The following is a 21,266-nucleotide window of genomic DNA, read 5'->3' on the forward strand; positions in this document are numbered from 1 at the left end:
AAGTAAAATACTTTCTTATAAAAATTCTCCTTCATCATTCCCAAAAAGTAAAATGTTTATCAAAAATAAACAAATAAAAAAAAGTAGCGATGTTCCGCTACTTTTTTGAACGCATTACTTCTTTTAAAAATTCAGCTAATACTAACTGACGACGCCAACGTGTTGGATTACTACATAATCTGTAAAACCACTCTAAATGAATAGATTGAATCCATTTTGGCGCACGCTTTACCTCTCCAGCCCACACATCTAAACTACCGCCTACTCCAACAGCCATTTTCGTTTCTAAACGATGCTTATTGTTTTGGATAAAGTTTTCTTGTCTTGGAAAGCCAAGTGCAACAAGTAATAGATCTGGTTTTGCCTCTTGAATACGTGAAACAATATTCTCTTCTTCTTCTTGTTTAAAATATCCATCTTGTATCCCCACGATAGATGCAGCCGAATATGTCTTCGTTAAATGATCAGCCGCGGCTTGTACAACATGTGGTTTTGCACCTAATAAGAAAACAGATACTGGTTTATTCTCTTCTGATAACTTCGCAAATAAATTACACATTAAATCAAAACCTGCTACACGTTCTTTTACAGGTGTACCAAGCATACCACTTGCTTTTACAACCCCAATACCATCAGGTGTAATTAAATCGGTATTTAGTAATGTTTTATGGAACTCTTCATCCTTTTTTGCACACATAACAATTTCAGGATTTGCTGTTACTACCTGAAAAGTATGAGTTTGCTCCAATTCTAGTTGTTCCTTTAAATATTGGACCGTTTCATCCATTGTCATTGTAGAGAAAGGAACACCTAGAATATCAACCGTTTGTACTGCCATATTTAACTATCCTCTCTATCATTAAAAGTTTTTCGCTATTAATTGCTTATATGTTTCTTTCGTATCTTCATATAATTTTTGAAGTGAGAAGTTCATAGTAGCATGCTCATAAATATGCTTGCCCATTACTGATAACTCTCCAGTTTTCCACTTATCATACGCCTCTTCTAATGCCGATGCCAATGCTTTTCCATCACCAGTTGGTACAATCCACCCATAAGTTTCATCTGCAATTAACGGTTCGATTTCTCCAGCTCTAGTCACAATTGATGGTACACGTTGATTTGCCGCTTCTAATAAAACTAATGGAAATCCTTCGCTATGGGAAGTTAACAAATTGACATGTGATGAAGCAAATAATTGTTTCACATCTTGACGATGCCCTAAAAATTCAACTTTATCATTAATCCCTTTTTCAGTAGCTAACGCCTTTAGTTCTCTTTCTAACGGCCCGTCACCAACTAATAACACTTTAATTTTCTCCAATTTTGTTTGTTGTAACGCATCGAATAAAACTTCATGTCCTTTAACAGGATGCAAACGCGCTACTTGGATTGCCGTAAACACATCTTCATCAATATTAAACATTTCCTTTTTATTATAGCCATCTGCTTTTTCCTGATCATATTCAATCCCGTTATAGATAACATGCATCTTTTCATTTGAAATACCTAATGCGGCTAAGCTTTTTTTCAACCTATTCGTTACAACAAAAAATAAATCTATATTTTTTAAAGCTTTCAAATTTAATTTAGTAAAGATCCAGCCTTTTAAGCCTTGTTTAGTAAAGTCTTGAAATGGATCACTATGAATTGTCGTAACCCATTTTGCCGCGAATTTCTTCTTCATTAGAGAAACAAAGAAATTCGCCCTAGGACCGTGTGTATGAACTACATCAAATTTTTCTTTATTAATGAATTCACTTATGTTCTTTAAAATGGATAAATCATAGCGAGATTTTTGTGAAAACACATGAACTTTTATTCCTAGCTCTCTTGCTTCTTTCGCAACAATTCCATCTTCAAATACTGCTAATTCTACTTCACCATCCGGAAACTGATCGAGCAGTGAAATAATATGTGTTTTTCCTCCACCATCTTCTGCCCCTGCATTCATATGCAATATCCTCATATTTTTTCCTCCTTTAAATCCTCGCTACATTTCCATCTATCTTTATTTTACTGTACTAAAAAATAAAAGCTAACAAAAGTTAGCTTTTATTTTTATCATTCAATTTCTAAATCTACAATTAGACAAGCTAACACCACTACAAAGTAAATCCCGACTCCTGGTGCTGTCAAAATATGTCCTGCAATATACGCAATACCTAGTGCTAATACTAAGCTTGCTGAAATCATTCCATATTTCACATTGAATATTTCCTTAAATCTTGTAACAAATGCTATTAAGATTCTTAAGCCGTAATAAATAAATGGAATCATCATTAACGCAAAACCAATAATTCCGAAATCATAAAACCAATCATGGAAGTCCATTTCAATTAACTTCGGATCTGGCTCTTTTTGTTCATTATACTTAAAGTTACCTGCGTAACCCATTCCAAATAATTTTTGTGACATTGGCGCTTCTTTAAAGAACTGCTTATGTCTCTCTTCATATACTTGACGTCCACTGAAAATAAGATTTTCTTGATTTTCTTTCTTTTGCTCTTTCTCAAGCTCTTTCTTAACTTCCGCTTCTACCTTCGCCTTTTCTTCTGGTTTCTCAACTTTATGTTGTTTTTCTTCTTTTTTAATTTTCTCTTTAATTTCTTTTTCTTTTTGATCTTGCTGCGCTACATTTTGTTCTGATAAATAGTTGTTATGAATACCCATATTTTGTGCTAATGGCGTCATTTTAAACGTTCCAACAACACCAGCTAATAGGATAATAGCAATTAATCCATTAAGTACAAGAGACCTTTTGTTTGGATTTCTTCTATCAAATAATAATTGTAGTACGATAATCCCGATTGCTGCTGCTAACGTAGCACCAATTGAGCCCATCCCTACTTTCGTACCAACTTGAATTAACGAGTAAATCATTAAAAGCGATGGAATCCAATATAAAACGTGTTTCACGCTCTTTGTTTTTTGAATAGAATATAGTACCACAATAGGGAAAATAATAGCTAAGATTGACCCTAGTTCATTACCTGCATAGAACCATCCTCGGGAACCAACCTTCATCCATTGATAACTACCAAAGTCTGTAGATGTCGAAATAGAAATAACCATAATAGCGTTAATGATTAATGTTGAATACACAATACTATTTCTGACTTTGTCACTAATATTTACTTTCTTTTTCAATGATTTTAAAGCTAAAATGTATGATCCTAGCATGATATATATATATAATGCCTTCGCAACAAACTTAACTTCTTCACTAAGTACAATAGGATTCTTAACTAGTTTATTATTAATAAACCCTATCCCTAAAACTACTGCTAATAATATTAAGTAAATTAAAAACTTCCTATTTTCCTTCTCTTTTGCCTGAATTAAAATGTAAATACCACCAACAGCCATAATAAGAAATCTTACCAAAATTCCAACAGTGGCATTTGACTTTAATAAAACGATGCTAAGAGACGTTAATAAATCTAAAACAGGCTGTAAAATAATAAAAAAGAGCAAAAAATGCTCAAATCTAACCCTAGCTTGATTTGCTAACATTCCAAGACCTCCATACAAAATCTTTACATTATCTTTTAATCATAGTTTTCTACTGTTTAAACACACCCAGCAATTATAACATAACTCATATTTAAATTGAGAACTATTTTTCATGCCGAAACTAGTCAAATCCAGCATTATTAGTAACCGAAAACATTGTCCTTTAGCTATCCTTCCCTGTCCCTATAAAAACTATCTAACACATATGCACTTATTTTCGACCGTACAAAAATATTTTTTTATCATTTTATACAAATGTACAAAACGGACTTATCTTATTGTACCATCCCTCCAACTAAGCTACATCAAAAAACTATACTATTAATCTTTCCACACTTTTTCGCTTTACTTTATTGCTACTTATCAAGCATTTTCAAACGCTTTCTTTAGCTATTTCATCCATTTTTCTACATGTAGCGAAAAGTAATTGTTATTTCCAAAACTTTAGTGTATATTTTTTCTCTGGAACATCTTTAAGAGGAAGGAATTAAAGCCATGTTATTAATCGATATATTTACGTTTCTTGGCATTATCGCCGCTGCCATTTCTGGTACATTAGTTGGTTTAAAAAAAGATCTAGATTTATTTGGTGTCCTTTGTTTAGCTGTAGCTACTGCGCTCGGCGGCGGTATTATTCGTGATATTATGATTGGTAACCTGCCTCCTGTCGCATTTGTAAAACCCATTTACTTTTTCGTAAGTGTACTATCAGCATTATTCACATGTATGTTTTTTGAGCGCATTAATAAACTTCAAGTTGTTATTATGCTTTCTGATGCTGTTGGTTTAGGGGTATTTACAGCTATTGGTGCAAATGCAGCAATGTCACATCACGTTGACGCCTCGTTTTTAGTCGTTTCAATGGGAGTTATTACAGGTATTGGGGGCGGTATTTTACGTGACATTTGCGCTCAAGATATCCCGTATGTATTCCGAAAAGAGATATATGCAATTGCTTCTATTCTAGGAGCAGTTAGTTTCTTAATTACACATGCAATGGGGGCACACATATTAGCTTTCTATGTCTGTTTATTAATAACATTCGTTATTCGTGTAGTCACCGTAATATATAATGTACATTTCCCAGTTTTCTTTAAAACACATGCAAAAATTAATAAAGGCCATTAAGAGAATTCTACATAGAATTCTCTTAATTTATATACAATTCCATATACTATAGAGTAATTGTATATAAAAATATATAATTACATTAGAATAAAAAAATGAAAACGCTTTATAAACAGGGGGAAGAATGATGCTTGGGGTTTTTAAAAAAAATAAAACAAACACCAGTATAATTGAATTAAGCAAAGGCCAACAAATCATATTTAACGTGCCTGCTAATTCTGAACTAAAAACTCAAATGGATATGCTACATATTTCAAAGGAAGATTTACAAATTGTTAAAGTATTACAGCCATTTATTTATGAGGAAATAGATTGGATAACAGAAAAATTCTACACCAACATCACAAAACAACCTAATTTAATTGCTGTTATTGAACGCTACAGCTCTATTCCCAAATTAAAACAAACTTTAAAGACACATATTAAAGAATTGTTCAGCGGGAATATGAATGAAGATTTTATTGAACAACGTGTTAGAATTGCAAAAAGGCACGTACAAATTGGTTTACATAGAAAATGGTATACCGCTGCTTATCAAGAATTATTCCGCTCCGTCATAAAGATTTTGCAAACGAAAATTTCAACGATAGACGATTTTTCTTATTCTATAAACGTAATAAATAAATTATTCACATTAGAACAAGAACTTGTTATTGCATCTTATGAATCCGAATATGAGAGAATCCAAAAAGAACATGAAAAAGAAAAAGAACTGACAACTATGACGATTACACATATTGCAACAGAACTAGCGGCAGTATCTGAAAAAACAAGCTCTTCTATTCAACAGTTAACATCTAAATCAGAAAGTATCGTAGGAATTGCAAAAACAGGTACATCATTAGCTACGACATCAGAAGAAAAGGCCAATAAAGGAAAAGAACAATTAAATCTGCAAAACAAACGAATGGAAAGCATCCAAACGAATATGGAAACTATCATTACTGATACTCATGAACTTCTTGATATTTCTAACAAAATTAACGAAATCATTGATATTGTAAAATCAATCGCCGAGCAAACAAATTTACTAGCATTAAATGCTGCTATTGAATCTGCACGTGCTGGCGAATTTGGTAAAGGTTTTTCAGTCGTAGCGGGAGAAATCCGAAAGTTATCAGAGCAAACGAAAGAATCAATTTCCAACGTTACAAAACTCGTTGAAAAAACTAATGAACAAATTATACACGTCTCTTCTTCCGTGGAACAAATAAGCTCTCTCGTATCTGAAGGGACAGATAGTATGCATGCGACAGATCAATATTTCCAAGAAATCGTAAAAGATATGTCTAACTCTAAAGAACAAAATAAAAAAATTGAAAATGAATTAGAGACTATCTCACAAGTAATGAAGAGTATTCAAGACGATTCCTCAACAATGGCCTTAACAGCGGATAATTTACAACTAGAACTAAACCGATAAGATGAATCGATACAAAGTGGAGATTCGTCATCTCCGCTTTGCATTCATCCTTATCATCCATCTACCAAAAAAGAATCCAAAATGGATTCTTTTATTTTCTGAAAAATATTTTTTGGCAATAAAAATAACTCATATAAACACCAAAGCTTTGTAAAATAAACAAAGCTGGCATAATAATATTATAATATGCCATATCTACTCGGAAGAGCCTTAACGACACGTATCCGGTAATTAATAATACAAACAACATATATCCTTCATTTTGCTGTTTCTTAATTAGAAAATGTAATAAAGCTATGGCCATAAATAATGTCACCACTATATATATAAGCTTTTCACATTTAAAAATAATAGAATTTATTCCCTCGTCTGAAAGCTGGTTAATAACTGGTTTTAACAGTTTAAATCTTTCTACTTCCATTTCTTTTAACTCTTGATCAATGTGCTCTTTTACACTTTTATTTTTGGATGTTTTTTCTTCATTTTGACTTTTTCCAATTAAAACAGATTGAACATAAGTCTGATTAGAAATCGTATACTGTGACATTCCCATCATCTTGATACCATAGCTCACACCAAAATGAGTACTATAAAACAGAATAAGTATTCCCATCATTTTTAATAGTATTTTTTGTTTCGTTGCTGATTGAAATAATTCAATTAACAGCACATATACAACTATAAAAATAGGTAAAAATAACCCCATTGGGAAAATCATATTGCTAAGCGCAAATAAAATGGCTGAAATTACCCATATATAAGGATGGTCTAATCCCTTATATAAAAATATGTAACAAGCACAATAAAATAAAAATATTGCGAGTGATTCCGCCGTTAATACAGAACTCATAAATATATTTGGAATATATAAAGCGTAAAACATTGATGCAATACGACCACACTCTTCTCCAAAGACCATTGAAGCAATGCGATAAATGAAAAATGCAGTTCCTGTACAAAATAAAATATTAAATAATTGTAAAGCGAATACCGTATCACCAAATATGCGAATGATGATCGATTCATAAATAATAAAAGGTAACTGTGCTATATTTTCTATATTATTGCCAATTGCAATCTGCTTTGCAGACTCATACATAGCCTTCATATCACCTATCATTGGAACATCTACAAATAGAACTGTGATAAGTCTTACAACTATAGATATGCTTATAAGAAAAACAAGAAATTGTTTATCTGTAAAACGATATTGCAAAATTGATGCTACTAACAAAATAAGAATAACAAAAATCACTAATACAATTGTTATACTTGTTGTACTTCCTCCAAAAAATTGCTTACTTGTTTCAAAAGCCGACCAACAACTATAGACAAAAAATGCGAGCATCGCACCAATCATTATTTTACTGAAGAAAGACGAAAAATTTGTTCTTATATGATTCATATGTCCATTGCACCTCTATTCCCATTCATAACAAAACGATTCTATCATGAATAAGCACAAGGTTAATAGGGAATTTCTATGACAAATACATAGTCATTACTTTTTCACTTGCAATGTAAGCGAATCCTCTTTTACACTACATTTTATATATGATAAATTTTCTTTCAGTTACATGAATACAAATACAGAAATTTCAATAAAGTGAAACTTTAATCCACGGGGGTTTTGTTCATCCCCCACTGACTATTAGCCCGCAAATAGTGGGATAATCCTCTTTTGGAACACTTTACTTCATTAAATATCTAATATGGGTACTCCACTTACACATGTCACTCTGATTGAAAACAGAAAATAGGGGATGAATATATGGAAAAGAAATTCATGCGAGAATCAAAAGCAATTAAAACAACACGTGTTTTTCCTAACGATTTAAATAATCACCAAACACTTTTCGGGGGGAAATTATTAGCAGAAATTGATAGTATAGCTTCAATTGCAGCTGCGAGACACAGCCGCAAACATTGCGTAACAGCATCTATCGATTCCGTTGATTTTTTAACTCCAATTCACCAAGCAGATTCTGTTTGTTATGAAGCATTCGTATGTTATACAGGAAAATCTTCAATGGAAGTTTTCGTAAAAGTAATTGCAGAGGATCTACTAGCAGGCGAGCGTAGAATGGCCGCAACGTGTTTCATTACATTTGTCGCATTAAAAGACGGAAAACCTTCATCTGTACCACAAGTAATTCCTGAAACAGAGGAAGAACATTGGCTACATACAACTGGTTCAGAGCGTGCAGAAAATAGAAAAAAAGGACGTTTAAAAAGTAAAGAAATGGCTGAAGTGTTAACTTTAAGTAAGCCTTGGAATATGTAACATTAGGATTTTATCTTATACATGCACAGGTTTTTTCTTCCTTGCATGTATTTTTTATTATAATAAAGTATTACGCCTTAGCATTTTTATTCGATGCCTGTTTCCTAAAATCACCCATCAGCTTTTCCTTTATTTTGTTATGCTATTAATGGTATATTAAATAATGTTCGTTTAAAAATAACCATAATATGATTAAGTATATAAGGGATGGTGCGGTAATGTCTATTGAGGTACCAATTTCAATACCAAAAACGTTAATTATTATTCCAGCGTATAACGAGGAAGAAGCAATTGCAGATACATTAACAAGATTATTAGAACTAAAACAGCATTTTACAGCATTAAGCATTTGCGTTATTAATGATGGATCAAAAGATAAAACAGCTCAAATCGTAAAAGATTTCCCTGTTCATCTTGTTAATTTACCATACAATCTAGGTATCGGTTCAGCTGTACAAACTGGATATAAATACGCTTATGAGAACGGATATGATATTGCGATTCAGTTCGATGCTGATGGACAACATAATCCTGATGATTTATACAAAATCATACAGCCTATTGCCGAGGATCAATGCGATATGGTGCTTGGTTCACGTTTTACAGAAAAAACAGCATATAAAGGTAGTATCTCCCGAAGAATCGGTATTTTTTATTTTACCGCTCTATTGAAAGTACTAACAAAACAAACATTTATGGATCCAACTTCTGGGTATCGTGCTATCAATCGAGAAGTAATTAAGATTTTTGCACACAATTATCCAAAAGATTATCCGGAGCCAGAAGTCCTTATTCATTTAAAAAAGAAAAAACTCCGCATTAATGAAATATCTGTAAATATGCAAGAGCGACAAGGTGGACAATCTTCCATCACTCCCCTTAAATCTGCATATTACATGGTTAAGGTAAGTCTTGCTATATTGATGCAAAAAATCGTGAAAGGTTGATAATGAATGCATATAATTACCTTTTCATTCATCTTTATTTTATTACTATTCTTCTCAATTATTAATTCCATTCGTCGTGGGACTTTAGAAACAAAATATGCTATTTTATGGATTTTCGTTTGTATTACAATGGCTATTTTAAGTTCTACGGATAAAATTATAAATTGGATTGGAAAACTATTAAACGTAGAATATCCTCCGTCCATTTTATTCTTATTCGGACTATTATTCTGTTTTATCTTAATTTTTGACCTGACGAGAAAAATCTCCAAATTACACCATCAACTTGTAACATTAACGCAAGATTATGCATTATTAAAACAAAAATTAAAGATAACAGATAAGGAATAACTTCCTAACTAAATACTAATATACTAAAGCTCCTGAATTTTGCTTGAAAAATTCAGGAGCTTTTATCATTTCAAATTATTTCTTTCTAATTATACGAGGTACCACAATAGAAAGTTGATTTACAAAGTTTATATGCGTTAAACTTATACAGATGTTCTTGTAGTCTTCTTCCTTTCAAAAGACTTGTATATATGGTACAAAACATAAAAAATTTGAGGAGATAAAAACTCTATGATGGAACAAAAACAACTCGTTTCCGTTGTCATACCTCTGTATAATACGGAAAAATATATTGAAGAAACGATGCAATCAATACTAGATCAAACATATAAAAACATTGAAATTGTAATTGTAGATGATGGAAGCAAAGATCAATCACCTTCCATCGTAAAAAACCTTGTACAAAAGTACCCCGGACAAATAAAATACTTCCCACAAGAAAATCAAGGCGTTTCAGTTGCTCGTAATACAGGAATTGAAAATGCTAGCGGAGAATATGTTGCTTTTCTTGATAGTGATGATTTATGGCATCCAACAAAAATCGAAAAACAAGTTGAAAGCATGCATAAAAACAACATGAACGCTTGTTATTGTGGCTATATGAACTTTTACGAAGAGACTGGTGAAAAAGTTGAGCACACGACAAACTTTATTAAAGGTGATATGACAAAAGCTTTCTTAACGCATCAAGTTGTTGCTCAGACGAGCACTTGGATTTTCAAAAGATCTATCGTGATGGATCATAATATTCGTTTCACACCAGGGTGTAGCTGGGGAGAAGATTTAGAATTTCTATTTAAATTAATGAGCGTTACAAATGTATGCTATGTAGATGAATATTTAACATATTATCGAATCTTATCCGAAGGAAATCTTTCTTCAAAGTATAAAGATTATGAATTAAAAACAGCAAAAGAATTAGAAGTGTTTAATCGAATGAAGGATTGGGTTCATAATAAATCAAAAGACTTAATCGTGAATGATTCTACAGAACTTATTGAAATCCTTGAAACTTATCTATTCCCATATACAGTCATTAACAATGCTTGTATATACATTAAAGGAAGCTCTAAGTTAGATAAATCACAAGTTCAATTAATCAAGGGCGATATAAATAAATATTGTCGCAAAATTTATTCGAAAAATGGAAAACGAAGCAAAAAGCTATACGCAATGCTTTGGTTTGTACGAATAAAGTTTATGTTTTCTTAAATAAAGAATACGCTTTTAAACATACTTTCCGTAAACAAATCAAATTTACAAATAGGACGAAGTGCGTCCTGAAAAATAGAAAGGTCTTGTTCCATGAAAACAAATAAAATCCTTAAAAACGCCTCCTACCTATTTGTAGGAAATATTACTGTTCGATTTGTACTTGCTATTGCGACCATTTTCTTTGCAAGATATGTTTCACCAAAGGAGTATGGGATGTTTACAACTGCTTTAGCAGTTTCCGCTGTTATTTGTTATTTTACAGATGCAGGTTTGACACATACATTTATGCGTGAAGGAACGAGAAGCAACGCTAACATTAGCGTACTAATTAGTAGTTATTTACGTATTCGTTTAGTATTAGCTATCGTAATTTCTGTGCTCTTCGCTATTTTCGCTCAGTTCTTCTATCCTGATGCTTACTTACGTGCGATGGTATATTGGGTTGTACTGCCGACAATGTTTGGAGCCACTTTACAAGGTGTTGGGATGGCTTACTTCCAAGTAACAGAACGCATGCAATTTACAGCGATTATTTCTGTAATACAAGGTGTAACAGCCGCAGCTGCTCTTCTACTAGGAATGTCCTTTAAATGGTCACTTATGATGGTTGCTGCCATGTACGGGATATCTAGTCTTGTAACAGGACTTATCGCCTTTATAATGGTAATTCGCCATACAACAGTTCATAAGGGCTGGGATAAAGGCATTTTAGATCAATTGCTCATTTTCACAATCAATGGCATTATCATTATGCTCTTACCACAGTTAGGGCCTATTATATTAGAAAAAGTCTCAACATATGAGCAAGTTGGATTCTTTGGCGCTGCATCGAAAATACCTGCTGTACTTTATCAAATACCGGGCGTAATTGCAGCAGCCTTTTATCCAAAGTTATTTGCTTTTGGAAATGAAAAGAATATTGATGAACATAGAAAACTATCACAGTTCGAATTAAAACTTATGTCTTTCTTAGGAATGGGAATCTCCATTCCATTTATCGCTGATCCAAGCTTTTGGATTGTTACTTTATTAGGTGAACAATATGCACCAGCCGGTGATGCTCTTGCAATTTTAGCCTTTATGGTTATTTTACAATCTATCAACTATCCACTTGCTGATAATTTAACAACTATTGGTCAACAGTGGAAGCGTGCGACAACGATGGGAATTGGATTAGCTGTCGCTATCGTAAGTTACATCGTATTAGGTAGCCAATTTGGAATGATGGGAGCTGCGGTAGCTGCTATCATTACTGAGGTTACTTTATTAATCGGATTTACTTTATTCGTTCGTAAAGGATTTACATTACTATTCAAAGGGATTGTATTTAATACACTAGCATTTATAATCAGTTACGCCCTATACCGCACAGTATTAATTAACTTACCACCACTGTTAGCTCTAACACTTACTGGTATATTGTACGGTATTATTGGCCTTGCAATTGATCCACAAATACGCGGGTTGATTTTAGGATTTGTAAATAAAAAGCTAGGTAAGAAAATAGCATAAAAGCCAAGTTCTTTTTCATCTTTATGAAAAAGAACTTGGCTTTTTATTTATTACCCTCTACATATAAAATCGTTTCTTTTGTTCCTTCATAACACCAGCTCTTCTCGACGACATTTTTCATATCCCACAATGTAATTAAACATCTGTCAATTACACTCTATATTTTCCCAGAAACAATGCAATGTTAATCTTGCAAAAATATACATTTTGAAAGGATAGCATTATACTCAAGAATTTAGTATCATGATTCAAGGTACTATTTCAAGTTGGACGGAGGATACTATGAGCTTATTAACAGTAGAAAAACTAGGCCATACATTTGGCGATCGCACATTATTTAAAGATGTATCCATGCGTTTACTAGCAGGAGAACATGTCGGATTAGTCGGTGCAAACGGTGTTGGTAAATCAACATTTATGAATATTATTACTGGTCAACTTATCCATGATGAAGGCCGTGTAGAATGGACACCTGGTACAAATTACAGTTACTTAGACCAGCATACAATTTTAACACCTGGTCGCACAATTCGTGATGTATTAGCTGACGCGTTTTTACCTTTATTTGAAAAAGAAAAAGCTTTAAATGAAGTTGCAGAAAAAATGGGAACTGCAACACCAGAAGAATTAGAGGCACTTCTTGAGCAGATGGCAGAAATCCAAGATGCTCTCGAAGCAGGTGGTTTCTATTTACTAGATATGAAAATTGAAGAAGCAGCAAGAGGTCTTGGAATTGATGCAATCGGTTTAGATCGTGATGTTTCAGCACTAAGTGGTGGACAACGTACAAAAGTATTACTTGCAAAGCTATTACTTGAACAACCAGAAGTGTTATTACTCGATGAGCCTACCAACTATCTAGACGTTGAACACATTAATTGGTTATCGAATTATTTAAAAGAATACCCGCATGCATTCTTATTAATTTCCCATGATACGGAATTTATGAATAAATGTGTTGATGTTATTTTCCATCTAGAATTCACGAAAATGACGCGCTATACAGCGACATACGAAAAATTTCTAGAGTTAGCCGAAATTAATAAAAATCAACATATAAATGCTTATGAAAAACAGAAAGAGTTTATTAAAAAGCAAGAAGACTTTATTGCGAAGAACAAGGCTCGTTATTCAACGACAGGCCGTGCAAAGAGTCGTCAAAAACAACTTGATCGCATGGAGCGTATTGATCGTCCTGAAACAGCAATTAAGCCCGAATTCTCATTTAAAGAATGTCGTGCAAGTAGTCGTTTCGTCTTTGAAGGTGAAGATGTAGAAATCGGATATACACATCCCTTATTGCCAAAACTAACAATGACAATTGAACGCGGTGAAAAAATTGCTATCGTTGGATGTAATGGTGTTGGTAAATCAACATTACTAAAAACAATTCTAGGAAAAATCAAACCATTGAGTGGGAAAACAAGCCTTGGTGACTTCTTAGAGCCTGCATACTTTGAGCAAGAAGTAAAAGCGGATAATATAACACCAATTGATGATGTTTGGAACACATTCCCTAGCATGGACCAACATCAAATTCGTGCAATGTTAGCGAAATGCGGATTAAAAAATGAGCATATCTCTCGCCCGCTAAATCAATTAAGTGGTGGCGAACAAGCAAAAGTTCGTTTATGTAAGCTAATGGGTGAAGAAAGTAACTGGATCTTATTCGATGAGCCAACAAACCATCTTGATGTTACAGCAAAGGAAGAACTTCAAAAAGCTCTGAAAGCATATAAAGGGACAATCCTTCTTGTATGTCACGAACCAGACTTTTATGAAAACTGGGTAACAAAAGTTTGGAACATAGAAGAATGGGCACAAAACAAAAAATAATATACATGGGATAATTAACCATGATTTTATGATATACTATACTTTGCGTGACGACATCTTATTCTGTTGTCACGCTTTTTATAGAGGCAAGATTTTATTTACGCTGGAGGCAATAATATGCTTTTTAATTCTTATGAATTCATGCTTTATTTCTTACCTGTAGCAGTAATTGGATATTTTATATTGCAAAAATTCAATCAAAACATTGCGAAAATTTTCTTAGTGGGCATGTCCCTCTACTTTTACGCATATTTTGAAGCGAAATATCTATTACTGATAGGAGTTTCATTATTTACAAACGCCTTTATAGGCCAACAAATCATACACAAAACGAATAAAAAAACTCGAAAAATATTATTGACAGTTGGCTTAATATTTAACATTTCATTGCTAGGGTATTTCAAATATTCTGATTTCTTCTTGGACAATATAAATACTATATTTGGAACTGATATACCTTTATTAAAGCTGCTATTGCCTTTAGGAATTAGTTTTATCACCTTCCAAAAGATAGGTTTTTTAGTAGATTGTTATAAGAGAGAATTAACAAAGTTTAACTTTATTGATTTTTGCTTATTCGTAACGTTTTTCCCGCAACTTATTGCAGGACCAATTGTCCATCATAGTAAGGTTCTACCTCAATTCCAGGATGAATCCAAGAGAAAGTTGAACGTTGAGAATATTGCAAAAGGCCTCTATATATTCGGAATCGGTCTTACTAAAAAAGTAGTAATTGCTGACTCACTAGCACAATGGGCTGATTTTGGCTTTAGCAACGTAAATCAACTATCTACGACTGATGCATGGATTTCATCGCTTGCATATACATTACAACTGTATTTTGATTTTAGTGGATATTGTGATATGGCAATAGGTGCCGCGCTGTTATTCAATATTACATTACCAACTAACTTCTTCTCTCCTTATAAATCTTTAAGTATTCAAGATTTTTGGAGACGCTGGCATATGACATTAGGGCGATTTTTCACTCAATATGTATATATTCCACTAGGGGGCAGTCGTAAGGGACAAGTTCGAACTTATGTAAATTTATTTACAATCTTCCTTATTAGTGGTATTTGGCATGGCGCTGGATGGACATTTGTTATTTGGGGCGTTTTACACGGATTGGCTATTGTAATACACCGATTATTTAAAAACTTAGGTGGAAAAATGCCTAAAGTATTCGCATGGATCTTAACAATGGGATTTGTGCATGTAACGTGGGTATTTTTCAGGGCAACTTCAGTAGAAGATGCATTAACTATGTTAAATCGCATGTTCAATGTAAATTACTTGCACATCCAAACAGCACTTATCCAATTCCGTCCAGAAACATTAACCGGTGTTTCTACATTAGATAATTTAATTTATTCAATCGCTAATTTATTCCCATTCCAAGTAACTGGTAATCAATTTAACTTCCAAACTATCTTATACCTAGCGATTGGAATGGCTATTGTATTATTTACGAAGAATTCTATAGAAAAATTAGAATCTTTTCGTCCAAAACCGATTTATGCTCTTGCATTAGCTAGCATGTTTATACTGTCTTTAATGTATTTAAATCGTGTAAGTTCATTCTTATACTTTAATTTCTAATAACCGTAGGTGAAAAATATGTATAAGCGTTTTATATGTTGGTTTATTATATTCCTATTCATTTTATCTGGAATAGTTTGCTCTATTGTCTATAAGCTTGATCCATTGTACGTATATAAATTTAAGAAAAATGATTATTTTTATGCTACTGAACGCTATCAAATGCCTGGACTTGTTAAAAATATGGATTATGATACTTTATTTGTAGGAACTTCTATGGGTAGAAATTTCCTTGAACCTGATGTTGATAAATTACTTCATACTACAAGCTTTAACGGCTCTCTTCCAGGTTCAACAGCAAGGGAACAAAATATGACAGCTCAGTTAGCTACGCATTCAAAAACTGTTAAAAACATTATTTGGGAGCTTAATTTATATTCATTCTCTGGAAAATCTGAATGGGTATCAGAAGGAACTTCACCGTTCCCAACTTACATGTATGATACAAATAAATTGAATGATATCCAATATTTTCTTAGCCCATATTCTCGAAAAACGGCATTACAGAACATGAAATTAAATTTAGACCCAACAAAATCTCCACAGGATCCTCATTGGCTATATAAATTTGGAGATGACGAGCCAAATTTCTCAGTAGATATAGCCAAAAAGGTTGTCGATGGAACACCGCATCAACCAATCATTGAGGGTTGGTATCATGAACAAATGCTTAAATCTTTTGATTCTAATATTATTGAACTTGTAAAACAAAACCCGGAAGTACAGTTTACATTTTTCTATGCACCGTATCCAGTAACATATCACGTAGTTATGGATAAAAACGATCCAAAGCATACAGAAGAAAATATGTTATTTAAGAAAGAAGTATACAATAAATTAAAAGAACTAAAAAATGTAAAACTCTATGATTTCCAAGATCAAAAAGAAGTTACGTATAATCTTTCTAATTATATGTCCGATCAAACGCACTATTACAGATATATAAATGATTGGATTGTAAAACAATTAGCGACAATTGAGCCTATTACTAATAAAAATGATTATGACCAAAGGCTAACTGATTTCTCTAATGAAATAAAGAATTTCGATACTTCTAAACTAATAAATTCAGATGAAAGACCTAAATAATAAAAAGGGCCCATTACAAATGGTGCCCTTTTTATCTTGGTAATTTATTTCTGTTTTAATTTCGCGCATTGTAATACTCAGTCAACCTTAACCTAAAATCTGTTAGTTCGTCGTAACTTTTTAAATTAGCTAACATCCCTCTAATGACTGGAATCCTTGGATTTGATAACCGTATTTCAGCCTCTAAAACATCTAGCGTAACAAGCAATTCATCATTTCCTAATTGATCAGCTAATGCTCGTTTAAATACAATAATTTCACTTAGAAAATGTTCCTTCACCTGTTCCTTAATAAGCTCGGAACTACAAAGAAATTCTCCTAGTCTCTCTTCATGTAGGACAGGTTCCTCCGAAGATTCTAGAAGCCCCTCTACTAAATTATCTATCCTCTGTAAAATAAAGGTCGAAACATAGGATAGATCAATTTCTGGTGCATTTAAAATAATTAATTCTAAATACCCACGGCATATCCCTTCCACCATAATTACTAGATCTAACAAGTATGGAATAACCTTTTCACCATAAATGGACAGTAAGCTATTCCGATAAAATGCATGAGACTCTAATTTCATCCTCATCATAAACTCTTCTACTTCTTTATTACATGGAATTGCATTTTCTCTTGCATGCATAATAATAAATTCTTTATGTTTTTGCACATCAGTAAACTGACAATATAATTGTTTTTCAAATTTTTCACGTGGTAATAAAGATTCTTTTTCAATATCCAGCATTTTCTTCTGAATCTTGTCATAATAATATCGAAGTGTGGCCAATAATAACTCATCTTTTGATTTGAAATATAAATAAAAGGCTCCTTTTGATATACCACATGCGGTTACGATTTCTTGTACTGACGTTGCATTTACACCCTTAGTTGCAAATAACCTCATAGCCATCTCTATAATTAAGCGCTCTTTTTCTTTCATATTCTCTCTCCTAAATTTAATCTCGCATCTTATGTAAATTCAAACTTGATTTTATTCCACATTAACTGAAAATAAAACTCCCCATCTAAAATTTAATCGAGTAAATGGTTTATATAGAAGCCTTTCCATCTATAAAATCCGGTTAGTAAAAGCCAATGATCAGAAAAAGAATAGGAAACCGACTACTTGCAGTTTGATTTTATTATACCATCTCTTTTCATTGACGACTGACCAATCGGTCAGTTATATTATGTATTAGACTGACCGATCGGTCAATATAATAAAAAGGGAGCGCAAACATGAACAAAATCATCAATTTCACGTTAAAAAATAAGTTCGCAGTTTGGCTACTAACCATTATTGTTACTATTGCGGGTATTTATTCTGGACTCAATATGAAGCTGGAGACAATTCCTGATATTACAACACCGATTGTAACAGTAACCACGGTTTATCCTGGTGCTACACCAGAAGAAGTAGCTGATAAAATTTCAAAACCAATGGAAGAGCAACTCCAAAATTTAAGCGGTGTAAACGTTGTTAGTTCATCATCTTATCAAAATGCATCTTCTATTCAGGTAGAATATGATTTTGATAAAAATATGGAAAAAGCCGAAACGGAAATTAAAGAATCGCTCGCAAACGTGAAACTGCCAGAAGGTGTGAAAGACCCGAAAGTCTCACGAGTAAACTTTAATGCCTTTCCTGTTATTTCATTAAGCGTAGCGAGTAAAAATGAATCTTTAGCTGCCTTAACAGAAAATGTAGAAAAAAATGTTGTTCCTGGATTAAAAGGACTTGATGGTGTCGCATCTGTTCAAATCGCAGGTCAACAAGTAGACGAAGTACAGCTTGTCTTCAAAAAAGATAAGATGAAAGAATTAGGTTTAAGTGAAGATACTGTAAAAAATATGATTAAAGGTTCGGACGTATCGTTACCACTTGGCTTATATACATTTAAAGATACGGAAAAATCAGTTGTTATCGATGGTAACATTACAACAATTAAAGCATTAAAAGAATTAAAAATTCCAGCTATCCCTTCATCACCGAATGGTCAAGGTAGCCAAAACGCTGGTGCTGGAACACAAGCACCACAGATGAATCCGGCCGCTATGAATGGCATACCAACGGTTACATTGGAAGAGATTGCTGATATTAAAGAAGTTGGAAAAGCAGAATCCATTTCTCGAACGAATGGAAAAGAAGCAATCGGTATTCAAATTGTGAAGGCTGCTGATGCGAATACAGTTGATGTTGTAAATGCAGTTAAAGATAAAGTGAAGGACCTTGAGAAAAAATATAAAGACTTAGAGATTATTTCAACATTCGATCAAGGTGCGCCTATTGAAAAATCAGTCGAAACAATGCTTAGCAAAGCTATTTTCGGTGCTATTTTTGCGATTGTTATTATTATGTTGTTCCTGCGAAACATTCGAACAACACTAATCTCTGTCGTTTCTATACCACTTTCTTTATTAATTGCAGTTTTAGTAATAAAACAAATGGATATTACCCTTAACATTATGACACTTGGAGCAATGACAGTTGCTATTGGACGCGTTGTTGATGACTCAATTGTTGTTATTGAAAATATTTACCGACGTATGTCTTTATCAGAAGAGAAATTACGTGGGAAAGATTTAATTCGTGAAGCTACGAAAGAAATGTTTATCCCGATTATGTCTTCTACAATTGTAACAATCGCTGTATTCTTACCTCTTGGGCTTGTAAAGGGTATGATTGGTGAAATGTTCTTACCATTTGCTTTAACAATTGTTTTTGCCCTACTTGCTTCCTTACTTGTGGCAGTTACAATTGTGCCGATGCTAGCACATTCCTTATTTAAGAAGGAAAGCATGAGAGAAAAAGAAGTACATCATGAAGAAAAACCAAGCAAATTAGCAAACGGCTATAAACGTATACTTGAATGGGCGTTAAACCATAAAATTATTACATCAAGTATCACAGTCCTCCTATTAGTAGGCAGCCTTGCACTTGTACCAATCATCGGTGTCAGTTTCTTACCATCTGAAGAAGAAAAAATGATTATCGCAACGTACAAACCTGAGCCAGGTCAAACGTTAGACGACGTTGAAAAAATTGCAACGAAAGCTGAAAAGCATTTCCAAGATAAAAAAGACGTCAAAACGATTCAATTCTCATTAGGCGGCGAAAACCCAATGAGCCCTGGTCAAACAAATCAAGCGATGTTCTTCGTTCAATATGATAACGATACGAAAAACTTTGAAAAAGAAAAAGAACAAGTCGTTAAAGATTTACAAAAGATGTCTGGAAAAGGTGAATGGAAAAACCAAGATTTCGGAGCAGGTGGCGGTAGTAACGAAATTAAGCTATACGTTTATGGAGATAGCTCTGAAGAAATTAAGCCTGTCGTGAAAGACATTCAAAATATCATGAAGAAAAATAAAGATTTAAAAGACATAGACTCTAGTGTTGCAAAAACATATGCAGAATATACTTTAGTCGCTGATCAAGAAAAGTTAAGTAAAATGGGGCTAACTGCTGCTCAAATTGGAATGGGACTTTCTAATCAACATGACCGCCCTGTTCTTACAACAATTAAAAAAGATAATAAAGATATAAATGTATATGTAGAAACTGAAAAACAAAACTATGAAACGATCGATGACTTAACAAATCGTAAAATTACAACACCACTTGGTAATGAAGTTGCTGTTAAAGATGTTATGACTGTAAAAGAAGGTGAAACTTCTAACACAGTAACACATCGTGATGGCCGTGTTTATGCGGAAGTTAGTGCAAAACTAACATCTGATGACGTTTCAAAAGCATCTGCCGCTGTTCAAAAAGAAGTAGATAAAATGGATCTTCCTTCTGGTATAGATGTTTCTATGGGTGGTGTTACACAAGATATTCAAGAATCATTCAAACAACTTGGCTTAGCGATGTTAGCTGCGATTGCCATTGTATACTTCGTTCTTGTTGTTACATTTGGCGGTGCCCTTGCACCATTCGCAATTTTATTCTCGCTACCATTCACAATCATTGGTGCACTCGTTGCCTTATTAATCTCTGGCGAAACGTTAAGCGTATCTGCGATGATTGGGGCTCTTATGCTAATTGGTATCGTTGTAACGAACGCAATCGTGCTCATTGACCGTGTTATTCATAAAGAAAATGACGGCCTATCAACACGTGAAGCATTATTAGAAGCTGGTACAACACGCCTGCGTCCTATCTTAATGACTGCAATTGCAACAATCGGGGCTCTTATCCCGCTTGCATTAGGATTTGAAGGTAGCGGCTTAATTTCTAAAGGACTTGGCGTAACAGTAATTGGTGGATTAACAAGTTCAACGTTATTAACACTTCTTATTGTTCCAATCGTTTATGAAGCATTAAGCAAATTTAAAAAGAAAAAAGTAAAATAAAAAAATAACCTCGCTGACT

16 protein-coding genes and 1 pseudogene are annotated in these 21,266 nt (G+C 33.3%); 12 read left to right on the plus strand and 5 right to left on the minus strand.

Annotated features, from left to right (window positions below; genetic code table 11):
- Positions 1 to 97: 97 nt before the first annotated feature.
- The 3 genes from SB773_RS15075 to SB773_RS15085 all read right to left on the minus strand — a co-directional run bounded on the left by SB773_RS15075 (position 98) and on the right by SB773_RS15085 (position 3,516).
- The gene (locus tag SB773_RS15075; protein ID WP_002016406.1) at positions 98 to 838 is read right to left on the minus strand and encodes a WecB/TagA/CpsF family glycosyltransferase; all 741 of its coding nucleotides are present in this window, start codon (positions 836 to 838) and stop codon (positions 98 to 100) included.
- 21 nt (positions 839 to 859) lie between these two features.
- Positions 860 to 1,969, minus strand: coding sequence for a glycosyltransferase family 4 protein (locus SB773_RS15080; protein ID WP_113733709.1), 1,110 nt, complete (start codon positions 1,967 to 1,969; stop codon positions 860 to 862).
- Positions 1,970 to 2,064: 95 nt separating this feature from the next.
- Positions 2,065 to 3,516 carry an O-antigen ligase family protein gene (locus SB773_RS15085; protein ID WP_044438376.1) on the minus strand — a complete coding sequence of 484 codons (1,452 nt, stop codon included), beginning with the start codon at positions 3,514 to 3,516 and terminating at the stop codon, positions 2,065 to 2,067.
- A gap of 495 nt (positions 3,517 to 4,011) precedes the next feature.
- Between SB773_RS15085 and SB773_RS15090 the strand changes: the two genes are divergently transcribed.
- The 3 genes and pseudogenes from SB773_RS15090 (at position 4,012) to SB773_RS15100 (ending at position 6,067) form a co-directional block, all read left to right on the plus strand.
- Positions 4,012 to 4,644 carry a trimeric intracellular cation channel family protein gene (locus SB773_RS15090; protein ID WP_002016412.1) on the plus strand — a complete coding sequence of 211 codons (633 nt, stop codon included), beginning with the start codon at positions 4,012 to 4,014 and terminating at the stop codon, positions 4,642 to 4,644.
- A gap of 241 nt (positions 4,645 to 4,885) precedes the next feature.
- A pseudogene (locus SB773_RS15095) lies at positions 4,886 to 5,263 on the plus strand (protoglobin family protein); the annotation flags it as partial.
- Positions 5,261 to 6,067 (plus strand): methyl-accepting chemotaxis protein, encoded by an 807-nt coding sequence (locus SB773_RS15100; protein WP_410590764.1) that lies wholly within the window; start codon positions 5,261 to 5,263, stop codon positions 6,065 to 6,067. The pseudogene SB773_RS15095 and the gene SB773_RS15100, both read left to right, overlap by 3 nt.
- A gap of 91 nt (positions 6,068 to 6,158) precedes the next feature.
- On the opposite strand, the gene SB773_RS15105 is transcribed toward SB773_RS15100, so the two are convergent.
- Positions 6,159 to 7,472 (minus strand): ArnT family glycosyltransferase, encoded by a 1,314-nt coding sequence (locus tag SB773_RS15105; protein ID WP_410590665.1) that lies wholly within the window; start codon positions 7,470 to 7,472, stop codon positions 6,159 to 6,161.
- 366 nt (positions 7,473 to 7,838) lie between these two features.
- Between SB773_RS15105 and SB773_RS15110 the strand changes: the two genes are divergently transcribed.
- The 8 genes from SB773_RS15110 (at position 7,839) to SB773_RS15145 (ending at position 16,903) form a co-directional block, all read left to right on the plus strand.
- Positions 7,839 to 8,351, plus strand: a complete 513-nt coding sequence (locus SB773_RS15110) for an acyl-CoA thioesterase (RefSeq protein ID WP_000412118.1) — start codon at positions 7,839 to 7,841, stop codon at positions 8,349 to 8,351.
- A 218-nt stretch (positions 8,352 to 8,569) separates the two neighbouring features.
- Complete coding sequence (locus tag SB773_RS15115; RefSeq protein ID WP_000021472.1) at positions 8,570 to 9,298, plus strand: glycosyltransferase family 2 protein; 729 nt, start codon at positions 8,570 to 8,572, stop codon at positions 9,296 to 9,298.
- 6 nt (positions 9,299 to 9,304) lie between these two features.
- Positions 9,305 to 9,649 carry a DUF2304 domain-containing protein gene (locus tag SB773_RS15120; protein ID WP_002143937.1) on the plus strand — a complete coding sequence of 115 codons (345 nt, stop codon included), beginning with the start codon at positions 9,305 to 9,307 and terminating at the stop codon, positions 9,647 to 9,649.
- Positions 9,650 to 9,880: 231 nt separating this feature from the next.
- Positions 9,881 to 10,861, plus strand: a complete 981-nt coding sequence (locus tag SB773_RS15125) for a glycosyltransferase family 2 protein (RefSeq protein ID WP_410590668.1) — start codon at positions 9,881 to 9,883, stop codon at positions 10,859 to 10,861.
- Positions 10,862 to 10,954: 93 nt separating this feature from the next.
- Entirely contained in the window at positions 10,955 to 12,376 is a 1,422-nt protein-coding gene (locus SB773_RS15130; protein WP_410590670.1) for an oligosaccharide flippase family protein, read from the plus strand.
- A gap of 282 nt (positions 12,377 to 12,658) precedes the next feature.
- Positions 12,659 to 14,212: an ABC-F family ATP-binding cassette domain-containing protein gene (locus SB773_RS15135; RefSeq protein WP_410590672.1), complete on the plus strand. Its 1,554-nt coding sequence runs from the start codon at positions 12,659 to 12,661 to the stop codon at positions 14,210 to 14,212.
- Positions 14,213 to 14,329: 117 nt separating this feature from the next.
- A complete protein-coding gene (locus tag SB773_RS15140) occupies positions 14,330 to 15,814 on the plus strand; it encodes an MBOAT family O-acyltransferase (RefSeq protein ID WP_410590674.1) in 1,485 nt (494 codons plus the stop codon).
- Positions 15,815 to 15,832: 18 nt separating this feature from the next.
- Positions 15,833 to 16,903: a hypothetical protein gene (locus SB773_RS15145; protein WP_410590676.1), complete on the plus strand. Its 1,071-nt coding sequence runs from the start codon at positions 15,833 to 15,835 to the stop codon at positions 16,901 to 16,903.
- 55 nt (positions 16,904 to 16,958) lie between these two features.
- On the opposite strand, the gene SB773_RS15150 is transcribed toward SB773_RS15145, so the two are convergent.
- The gene (locus tag SB773_RS15150; protein WP_410590678.1) at positions 16,959 to 17,831 is read right to left on the minus strand and encodes a TetR/AcrR family transcriptional regulator; all 873 of its coding nucleotides are present in this window, start codon (positions 17,829 to 17,831) and stop codon (positions 16,959 to 16,961) included.
- A 299-nt stretch (positions 17,832 to 18,130) separates the two neighbouring features.
- Here SB773_RS15150 and SB773_RS15155 point away from each other — a divergent pair, with 299 nt between their 5' ends.
- Positions 18,131 to 21,247: an efflux RND transporter permease subunit gene (locus SB773_RS15155; RefSeq protein WP_410590680.1), complete on the plus strand. Its 3,117-nt coding sequence runs from the start codon at positions 18,131 to 18,133 to the stop codon at positions 21,245 to 21,247.
- The last annotated feature ends 19 nt before the right edge of the window (positions 21,248 to 21,266 follow it).

It is taken from the genome of Bacillus sp. SIMBA_074, from assembly GCF_046534555.1.
Taxonomy (GTDB): domain Bacteria; phylum Bacillota; class Bacilli; order Bacillales; family Bacillaceae_G; genus Bacillus_A; species Bacillus_A mycoides.

Bases quoted from the DNA above. Each gene is read 5' to 3' on its own strand.
- SB773_RS15075 (WP_002016406.1), bottom strand. From the start codon at position 838: ATGGCAGTACAAACGGTTGATATTCTAGGTGTTCCTTTCTCTACAATG.
- SB773_RS15130 (WP_410590670.1), top strand. From the start codon at position 10,955: ATGAAAACAAATAAAATCCTTAAAAACGCCTCCTACCTATTTGTAGGA.
- SB773_RS15120 (WP_002143937.1), top strand. From the start codon at position 9,305: ATGCATATAATTACCTTTTCATTCATCTTTATTTTATTACTATTCTTC.
- SB773_RS15105 (WP_410590665.1), bottom strand. From the start codon at position 7,472: ATGAATCATATAAGAACAAATTTTTCGTCTTTCTTCAGTAAAATAATG.
- SB773_RS15115 (WP_000021472.1), top strand. From the start codon at position 8,570: ATGTCTATTGAGGTACCAATTTCAATACCAAAAACGTTAATTATTATT.
- SB773_RS15135 (WP_410590672.1), top strand. From the start codon at position 12,659: ATGAGCTTATTAACAGTAGAAAAACTAGGCCATACATTTGGCGATCGC.
- SB773_RS15125 (WP_410590668.1), top strand. From the start codon at position 9,881: ATGATGGAACAAAAACAACTCGTTTCCGTTGTCATACCTCTGTATAAT.
- SB773_RS15140 (WP_410590674.1), top strand. From the start codon at position 14,330: ATGCTTTTTAATTCTTATGAATTCATGCTTTATTTCTTACCTGTAGCA.
- SB773_RS15080 (WP_113733709.1), bottom strand. From the start codon at position 1,969: ATGAGGATATTGCATATGAATGCAGGGGCAGAAGATGGTGGAGGAAAA.
- SB773_RS15090 (WP_002016412.1), top strand. From the start codon at position 4,012: ATGTTATTAATCGATATATTTACGTTTCTTGGCATTATCGCCGCTGCC.
- SB773_RS15085 (WP_044438376.1), bottom strand. From the start codon at position 3,516: ATGTTAGCAAATCAAGCTAGGGTTAGATTTGAGCATTTTTTGCTCTTT.
- SB773_RS15110 (WP_000412118.1), top strand. From the start codon at position 7,839: ATGGAAAAGAAATTCATGCGAGAATCAAAAGCAATTAAAACAACACGT.
- SB773_RS15145 (WP_410590676.1), top strand. From the start codon at position 15,833: ATGTATAAGCGTTTTATATGTTGGTTTATTATATTCCTATTCATTTTA.
- SB773_RS15155 (WP_410590680.1), top strand. From the start codon at position 18,131: ATGAACAAAATCATCAATTTCACGTTAAAAAATAAGTTCGCAGTTTGG.
- SB773_RS15150 (WP_410590678.1), bottom strand. From the start codon at position 17,831: ATGAAAGAAAAAGAGCGCTTAATTATAGAGATGGCTATGAGGTTATTT.